Below are 8,849 nucleotides of genomic sequence, written 5' to 3'. Positions count from 1 at the left end.
AGGTGTAGAAAAGAAAAGTAACGGATGGTTACAAGCAATTAAACATGGTGGACGCAGGATTCTTTAGTAACGAGGAAACCTCTTTTAAAGCTAGGCAATTATTTTCCAACAAAAACTTGACACCGTCACCCTGCTTGTAAGTGTTCTTTGTGGATACGGCTCATGGTATCTCCTTCATCATAAAATTAGCAGCATCTGCTGAGACTAAGTGTAATTGTGTATGTCCCCAATGAGAGGGTACTTTTTGGAAGGATGTTTTGTCATGTAAATGACCAAACACGCAGTGATCTACATGGTACTGTTCTAGTAGGTCCGTAAATCCATTAGCGTGATTTTCTAAGGTGGGTGGATAGTGAAGTAACAGTATGCGTGTTACCTGAGAGGGGTCATCACCACTTTCAGTAATAGCAGTTTCCATAGCGTCTAAAGCCGCTTTGGTACGCATTAATTCCCGCTCATAGATGTGCCGGTCATCAGCTTCTTTAAAGAAAGGGTCTTGTGGATAGATATAGCCTTTCGTACCACCGAAAGCGATGCCATTTTGGTATAGACCTCTACCTTGCAAGAAGGTGATACGCCCTTCCATAAGAGTATTCATTTTTTGCAGGCTTGTCCACCAATAATCGTGATTGCCACGAATCATAAATTTTTTTCCAGGCAGGGCCGCAATGGTATCTAAATCTATCTTTGCCTCACTAAGGCGCATAGCCCAAGACATATCACCTACTAGAAAGACTAGGTCATCAGGATCTATATGTTCTCGCCAGTGTGCTTGGATACGTTCCCAGTGGTTATCCCAGTGTGGACCGAAGATGGTCATAGGTTTTGTTGGTGGTTGCCCAGATAGGTGTAAATCGCCAATGGCAAAAACTTTCATTAAACCTCCAAAGAATTGTGTAAATATGGTTGTATATGACGGATGACTTCTAAGGCGCGTGTTTCGTGGCACACTTGTGGAATTCCATAACCGATGAAAAGCGGTGATGTTATATACCGTGGCACGATTTTTAGATAGTGAAAGTCGTCATTTATATCGTAGAAAAATAGATTATAAGATTTTGCATATTTAGAAAAGCCTTCTAATACATAGCGTAAGGTACGTTGTAAATACTTGGCTAATATGGATGTATCTAATTGTGGATCAAACCGCATATTAAATTCAAAGAATCCATGGACAGGACGATTGGATAAGGTTATGCGCAGACCATCCTCTTCATGGATGAGCCATCCATCAAAATGTTCTCTGTGAATATCTTTGCGGTAATCATAGTCCTCTAAGCCGATGATTTGGCTGTGAGGATGGTAAATGGATCCACCAGACATGGGGCCGTAATTTTTAAAGAATAAAACCGATGTAAACCGAGGATCTGCTTTGACTTCTTCCCATTTTTTGCGACCAAATTCTAAAATATGAACTGCTTCTGAAAAGGGCAATTTAGAATATTCTGTGTGTACATGGGGTGGCGTTTCAATGATAACAGTAGGCCATGTGCGTTCTAATACAGGGTATTTATTCATGAGCCAAATGATGGACCCAGATGTATCCAGTATATCGGTTAATTGCGAGGGCTCGCAAAATGGGCAGTGCCCGTCGCGATTGTGCATGCTGTCTGGCTTTGTTTGCCCCAGAGCAATATCAAAAATTAATGGTTCTTTCATAGTTCACCTCACTAGTACTATAGTATCATAGGGGACGATGTTTATGAAAGTGTGAAACATGATATAATAAAAAAAGAATAGGAGGAATTATGAGACCTACAACATTATGTTTTCCAAAACGAGAAGATTTATTTTTATTGGGACGAAAAAAACGTGGCTTTGGAGCCGGTTATTATAATGGATTTGGCGGTAAAATCGAGGATGGTGAAAGCTTCCGTGCTTGCGCAGTGCGCGAGGTGTTTGAAGAAGTGTCCTTGCTGGTGAAAGAAGAGGACTTACAGGCTGTGGCGCTGTTGGACTTTCAATTTCCTTATTCACCAGAGTTAAGCCATATTGGTTATGTATATATGGTAGAACAGTTTCAAGGCATTCCTCTGGAATCGGAAGAAATGGATCCCCATTGGTTTACCTTGGAGAAGACGCCATTTGACCATATGTGGGCCGGTGATGAAGAGTGGATTCCACGGATTTGGCGTGGTGAGAAGTTGAAAGGTGTTATTACTTTCAAAGAAGATAATCGTACCATTGAGTCCATGGAGTTCGTGGCCGTGGAAGAGATTCTAGAAAGCGACGATGTGGACCGTGTGACGGCTTGGATATATGAGGGTATGAAGTGAAACCAGTAGAACAGCAAAGCCAAGTGGCATGGATACAGCATTTATTAGATTGGTATGATGTGCATAAGCGTGACTTGCCTTGGCGTGAAAGTAAAGACCCTTATCGGATTTGGGTGTCGGAAGTGATGTCTCAACAAACACGCATTGAGGCTATGCGTCCTTATTTTGAAAATTGGGTAATACAATTTCCAACACTTGAAAGTTTAGCCAGTGCCGAAGAAGATACAGTAGTCCGTGCTTGGCAAGGCCTAGGCTATTATTCTAGAGCTCGCAATTTGCACCAAGGCGTCAAAGAAGTGGTGGAAACCTATGGAGGTCAAGTACCACGGACACGGAAGGAAATGGAATCTCTGAAAGGCGTAGGCTCCTATACAGCCGGTGCAGTGCTCTCCATCGCCTATAACCTGCGTGAACCTGCTGTAGACGGCAATGTACTTCGTGTCTATGCTCGCTTATACAATATCCATAAAGATATTCTAGGTACTGTCGGCAAGAAGATGATTACCACATTGGTAGAAGACACCATGCCTTACGATCGACCAGGAGACTTCAACGAAGCCCTCATGGATTTTGGTGCCTCTATTTGCATTCCTAAAACACCTCGTTGCGAGTCTTGTCCATTAGTGCAGGATTGTGCAGCAAAAGCAGCAGGAACAGAGCAACAATTACCTATACGGATTAAGAAAATGAAGGTACAATCTGTCCAATTATACGTAGGGATTATTTCTACAGTAGATGGGTACTATCTATTACATCGAAGACCCAAAGAAGGATTACTGCAAAATATGTGGGAGTTTCCAAGTGTAGAAGGTGGCACAGCAGAGAGTCGCAAAACAGAACTAATCGGGCTATTACAATCCATTGGGGTCACGGTCAACATGGATCGGTCTATGGTAAAGGAAGTAACCCATATTTTTAGCCATCGCAAATGGACGATGAAAGGCTATCGAGGGGAAGCTACAGAGGTAACAATAGATTCATCGAATACAATTGTGCTAGAAGGTGATGAAGCGGTGCAACAAGCTGTAGCAGAAGGTCAGATTATCCCGCTTAAAGAAGATTGGATTCTTTGTCGAAAAGAAGCCTTTCATGTGTTGCCATGGGCAGGACCTCATGGTAAATTTATTGATCTTTGTTAATCTATACCGAGGAGTGATATAGATGAGAATATATATATTAATAGGCATCTTAGTACTGGGAATGACGATGATAGGCGCTATCACAGGCGGAATCGTGAGTACATTTAGAGGTGCCAATTTACGAAAAGGCTTTACATATGGAGTTGTAACTGGGCTAGTTCTTGCACTAGCCACGATTCTTTTGCAACGCCTTATGTACAGTATCCATGGTGGCATGGTGATGGACCTAGTGCGGCCGGTCCTAATCGAACTGAATGGATTAGTCGTAGCACTATTCGGCACTTTTGCAGTATTGACTATCTTCGGTGTATTCTATGGACTTATGCATTTAGGGGCTCGCTCTGACAGCGGAGATAGCCCTATGGACGAATCACGGCGAAATTTCTTTAAACGTACTGCTGTGGTGGTACCTGCTGTAGTAGGTGTCACAGGATCAGTGGCTGCCTTTCAAGGGAATAATGAACTGCAACTGCGTAAGATACAATTAGCTTTGAAAGATAGACCAGAGGTACTAAAAGGGTATAAAATTGGACAACTTAGCGATGTTCATATCGGACCTTTCATCGGTATGGATAAGTTGAAAGAAATGGTGGATGCCGTTGTCAGTGAACACCCGAATCGACTGGTTATCACTGGGGATTTAATCGATGACTTAGGCTATCTTGATGAAGTGGCAGACTATATAGATAGCCGTGTGAAAGATTTTCCTGATGGTATCGATTATATTTTAGGGAATCACGAATACCGCGTCGATGTAGAGCTTGTGTGGAAGCGGTTGAGCCAAACGAAGATGCACATGTATCGCAACAGCCATCAACAGATATTAGGGGGCTCTCGTCCCGTGTACCTAGTGGGTATGGATTACCATTTTAAAGATGATGTGCAAGAGGAAAATGTCCGCTTGTTGGATATAGCTATGAAAGGCATCCCAGACAATGGATATCCCATCTTGTTGGCGCATCATCCGAACTATATTCCAGAAGCATTTCGTAGACATATCCCATTAACCTTATCTGGACATACCCATGGAGGACAAATCAACCTGTGGGGGACGAATTTAGTGCCCGTGTATAAGCCTTACTGGAAAGGTCTGTACGAAGAACAGGGACTATTTGCTTATGTAAGCCGAGGATCGGGGCATTGGTTTCCAGTGCGGTTGAATTGTCCTAGAGAAGTGACGGTATTTACTGTTTTATAAGGGTCTATATATCTTATTTATAGTATAAAATTGGTCAGCAAAATATTTTGCAATTCGTAAAATTTTGGCATACTGTAGATGTTACCTCCCCAATACTGGTGACAGGAAGGGGGTGTTTCAATGGAGTTTTTGATTAACTTTATTATTTCTATTGTGGCAGGTATAGTCAGTTCCTATATCTGTAAATGGCTAGATAGAAAGTCTAGAGGTAATTAGCCTAGAGGTAGCTCTCTAAAAAAAAGCAGACCCCCCACAGCGGCAACTGTGGGGGTTCTTTGTTTCAATGGATTTGATTAACTTTTGTACCTGTAGTATATCATAAAATAAATATATTGTCATCTCAAAATGGACTTTTTGTGATATAAAGAGACTATGCCCAAGCATATATAGTAGTAGCACCTATTATTGATACCAATTATCATAGATAACAATAATAACAAAGGTAATATCTATTTCTTTTCTCCTTTGAAATACATATTTAAAAATTTATATTGAGAAATAATATCAATTGTGATATAGTATACATAAGTAAGACTCATGGAATTTTTATGTTAGGGATAGTACGGGACATCCCATATGTATTAGTAAAGGAGGAAAGACCATGAAAGAATTTAGATTCTGGCGTTTGTGCATTGTGTTTGCCGTTTGTATTATGGCTATTGCAGGCTGTGGAAAGCAAGCGGATACTGTACAAGAGGATAAACCATTACAAGTGGTCACTACGACAACAATGATTACAGACTTAGTACAAAAAATTGGTGGTGATCATGTAACAGTACAAGGATTGATGGGTGCTGGGGTAGACCCACATTTGTACCAAGCTAGTGCTGGTGATGTATCTACTTTGCAAAAAGGGGACATTATTTTCTTAAATGGTATCCATTTAGAAGGTAAAATGGGTCAAGTATTCCAAGAATTGAAAAAATCTAACAAAACAGTAGTGGAAGTATCTAAAGATATGGATCCATCTACGTTGTTAGCCTTTGAAGAAGAAGGTCCAGATGCAAAAGACCCTCATATTTGGTTCGATGTACAAAACTGGAAATTAGCTGCAAAAGTGGTAAAAGACACATTGGTAGCAAAAGACCCTAAACACGAAAAAGATTATGTTGCCAATTACGAAGCATACATGAAAGAATTAGACGCAGCCGATCAATATATTAAGGATAGAACGAAGGAAATTCCTGAACAATCTCGTGTATTAGTCACTGCTCATGATGCATTCCATTACTTTGCTCGTGCCTATGGCTTTGAAGTAAAAGGCTTGCAAGGTGTGAGCACAGCGACAGAAGCAGGCACAAAAGATATGAACGACTTAGTACAATTTATTGTAGATCATAAAATCAAAGCGATCTTCGTAGAATCTTCTGTTCCTCATAAAACAATCGAAGCCGTACAAGAAGCCGTTAAGGCTAAAGGTTGGGATGTGGCTATCGGCGGTGAATTATACTCCGATTCCTTAGGTTCTCCTAACACAGAAGGCGGCACGTACATTGGCATGGTCAAAGCCAATATCGATACTATTGTAGGCGCTCTTAAATGATGAGTGACAGCAAGTGTATTTTGAAAGTGAATCATCTTTCAGTAGCCTATGATGATACGGTAGTGCTGAAAGATGTATCCTTTCAGATTGAACAAGGAACGATGACGGCCATAGTTGGTCCTAATGGTGCTGGCAAATCAACCTTGGTGAAAGCCATGTTAGGGCTCGTGCCATTAGTAGAAGGAACGATTGAGTTAACATTAGATACTAATACAGTTTCCGCTTATGGAGGCGCAAAAACGAATAGTATTTATAACCATATTGCTTATGTACCACAAACTTCAGCAGTAGATTGGGATTACCCCATCACTGTATTTGAGGTGGTATTAATGGGCACCTACCGCAGACTGGGGTGGTTTAAACGTCCAGGGAAACGTGAACGAGACGAGGCGACAAAAGCCTTGCAAACGGTAGGTATGTTAGACTATGCACAGCGGTCGATCTCACAATTGTCAGGAGGACAGCAACAGCGTGTATTCCTAGCCCGTGCCTTGGTGGAGAACCAAGAGGTGTACTTGCTAGATGAACCTTTCAAAGGCATTGATAAGACTACGGAATCTGTGTTAGTAAAGATTATGAAAGAAATGCAATCAGCAGGCAAAACCTTGCTCATTGTGCATCATAATTTACAGACGTTAGAAACCTATTTTGATCAAGTTCTCTGCGTGAATCGCAGATTGGTGGGCATGGGGTCAGTTCGAGATATAGTAGGTTCCCCTATCCTAGATGAGACATATTCATACTAGGAGGCACCATGGAATTATTACAACAATATACATTTCAAATCGTAGCACTGGGGACGGTGATGCTAGGCTTGGTATGTGGCGTCATAGGAACCTTTGCAGTATTGCGTCAAGAAAGTTTACTAGGCGATGGCGTAGCCCATTCCACACTACCAGGGGTAGTGGCAGGATTTCTTCTAACAGGCGTGAAAGACACCACAGTGTTATTGATCGGTGCGATTTGCACGGCCTGTTTGTCAGAATGGATTATGTATAAAACATCCCAAAAAGGAGTTCGTTTTGATGCAGCCTTGGCTACGATTTTAGCGACATTCTTTGGATTTGGTACCGTTTTATTAACGCGAGTACAGTCTATGGAAAATGCTGGACAGGCAGGTCTGAATACGTTTATCTTTGGACAAGCTGTAACCATGATGCAAAGTGACATTTGGGTGATGGCCATTTGTGGAACCTGCATTGTAGGAGGGGTTATTATACTTTGGAAAGAACTGAGTCTTACCGTATTTGACCCTATTGAGGCACAGTTAATGGGTATCCCAGTGTCAAAGGTGCGCTTTTTTTACCGTGCCGCATTAGTGGTGACTATTGTCATTGGCATTCGGACGGTGGGTGTTATTTTAATTAGCTCCTTATTAATTGGTCCAGCCATGATTGGTCGCCAGTGGACTCATTCCTTACGTACCCTAGTGATCATTGCAGCTATCAGTGGTAGTGTAGTGGCATTTATGGGCACATTTGTGAGCGCCCTATGGGGTAATATTCCTACGGGGCCTATTATCATCATTGTGATGACTGGTATGATATTATTAAGTTTAGTATTGGCTAATGGTAAACGCCTCGTGAGGAGGTGTTTAGGATGAGTCATATCTTAGAAATTTGGGGTATCGCTACAATCACAGGTATCAGCTGTAGCCTTATAGGTACATTTTTGGTATTACGCCGTTTATCTATGATGGTGGATGCCATAACACATACTGTGTTTTTAGGCATTGTATTAGCCTTTTTGGTGACAAAAGATTTGAACTCTCCTTGGCTTATTATTGGTGCCACCGCCATGGGAGTAGGGACGGTGTATGCCGTCGAATGGATGCAACGACGTCGCTATATTCGACCAGATGCAGCGATTGGAGTCGTATTTCCCTTCTTATTTGCCCTCGCCATCGTGTTAGTGACGCTGTTCGGAAAACATGTCCATTTAGACGTGGATACGGCGATTTTAGGGGATTTAGCCTTCGCTACGTTCCAACGATTCACTGTAGATGCCTATGACCTAGGACCCATGTTATTATGGATTGCAATTCTGGTATGCCTTATCAATGCGGTAGGTATTGCGCTATTTAAGAAAGAACTAATCCTTACTACCTTTGATCCTGTGTGTGCTAAGGTATATCAAGCGATGCCTATGGCAGTGTCCTATGGACTTATGACATTGACGTCCTTAACGACGGTAGCTTCCTTTCAAACGGTAGGCGCCATCTTGGTAACAGGCTGTATGATTGGACCGCCAGCAACGGCATTTATGCTAGCTCGATCTGTGAAAGCCATGTTATTCATCAGTATGGTGATATCTACCATAGCTACTACTATCGGTGTAGCATTAGCATTCCTTTGGGACGTATCCATTGGTGGTATGATTGCCACCGTCATCGGATGTATCTATGGACTTGTATGGATCTATAAATATGGTAAAAAATAATGCATAATGTAAGCGAGTATATATGTTAGCATAGGACAAGAATAAATGGACTGAAGTAGAATGATGTTTTGTAATCTACTTCAGTCCTTTGCTATGTATGTAGTTGCGTAGTTTGTAAAGTAAAGGGCATGATATGCCTATTTTTAGGCATAAAAATATACCTTGGGGGGATGGTGTTTGCTGTACCAAAAAATATATTATAGAACTTATCTAGAGAGAGGGGCTAGGAATGCGATTTTATAGTAGGTTTATAT

Annotated in this window: 9 protein-coding genes; 7 read left to right on the top strand and 2 right to left on the bottom strand. The window is 41.6% G+C overall.

Annotated elements, in window-relative coordinates:
- Positions 1-160: 160 nt before the first annotated feature.
- Together EO125_RS08635 and EO125_RS08630 are read right to left on the bottom strand one after the other, a co-directional pair.
- Complete coding sequence (locus EO125_RS08635; RefSeq protein ID WP_127148540.1) at positions 161-877, bottom strand: metallophosphoesterase; 717 nt, start codon at positions 875-877, stop codon at positions 161-163.
- The gene (locus tag EO125_RS08630; protein ID WP_127148539.1) at positions 877-1,659 is read right to left on the bottom strand and encodes a DUF4931 domain-containing protein; all 783 of its coding nucleotides are present in this window, start codon (positions 1,657-1,659) and stop codon (positions 877-879) included. The genes EO125_RS08635 and EO125_RS08630 overlap by 1 nt, the downstream gene beginning before the upstream one ends.
- Positions 1,660-1,748: 89 nt before the next feature.
- On the opposite strand from EO125_RS08630, the gene EO125_RS08625 reads away from it, so the two are divergent.
- From EO125_RS08625 to EO125_RS08595, 7 genes are all read left to right on the top strand, one after another.
- Positions 1,749-2,276, top strand: a complete 528-nt coding sequence (locus EO125_RS08625) for an 8-oxo-dGTP diphosphatase (RefSeq protein ID WP_127148538.1) — start codon at positions 1,749-1,751, stop codon at positions 2,274-2,276.
- Positions 2,273-3,415, top strand: a complete 1,143-nt coding sequence (gene mutY, locus EO125_RS08620; RefSeq protein WP_127148537.1) for an A/G-specific adenine glycosylase — start codon at positions 2,273-2,275, stop codon at positions 3,413-3,415. The genes EO125_RS08625 and mutY overlap by 4 nt, the downstream gene beginning before the upstream one ends.
- Before the next feature lie 22 nt (positions 3,416-3,437).
- Positions 3,438-4,613 (top strand): metallophosphoesterase, encoded by a 1,176-nt coding sequence (locus tag EO125_RS08615; RefSeq protein WP_127148536.1) that lies wholly within the window; start codon positions 3,438-3,440, stop codon positions 4,611-4,613.
- A gap of 601 nt (positions 4,614-5,214) precedes the next feature.
- Positions 5,215-6,156 (top strand): metal ABC transporter solute-binding protein, Zn/Mn family, encoded by a 942-nt coding sequence (locus EO125_RS08610; RefSeq protein WP_127148535.1) that lies wholly within the window; start codon positions 5,215-5,217, stop codon positions 6,154-6,156.
- A complete protein-coding gene (locus tag EO125_RS08605) occupies positions 6,153-6,902 on the top strand; it encodes a metal ABC transporter ATP-binding protein (protein ID WP_127148534.1) in 750 nt (249 codons plus the stop codon). Before EO125_RS08610 ends, EO125_RS08605 begins: the two co-directional genes overlap by 4 nt.
- 8 nt (positions 6,903-6,910) lie before the next feature.
- The gene (locus EO125_RS08600) at positions 6,911-7,759 is read left to right on the top strand and encodes a metal ABC transporter permease (RefSeq protein WP_127148533.1); all 849 of its coding nucleotides are present in this window, start codon (positions 6,911-6,913) and stop codon (positions 7,757-7,759) included.
- The gene (locus EO125_RS08595) at positions 7,756-8,595 is read left to right on the top strand and encodes a metal ABC transporter permease (protein WP_127148532.1); all 840 of its coding nucleotides are present in this window, start codon (positions 7,756-7,758) and stop codon (positions 8,593-8,595) included. Before EO125_RS08600 ends, EO125_RS08595 begins: the two co-directional genes overlap by 4 nt.
- Positions 8,596-8,849 lie beyond the last annotated feature (254 nt).

It is taken from the genome of Veillonella sp. VA139 (assembly GCF_003992005.1).
GTDB lineage: Bacteria > Bacillota > Negativicutes > Veillonellales > Veillonellaceae > F0422.
The sequence above is the reverse complement of the archived record's forward strand: the minus strand, read 5'-3'. Positions and strand labels throughout refer to the sequence as shown.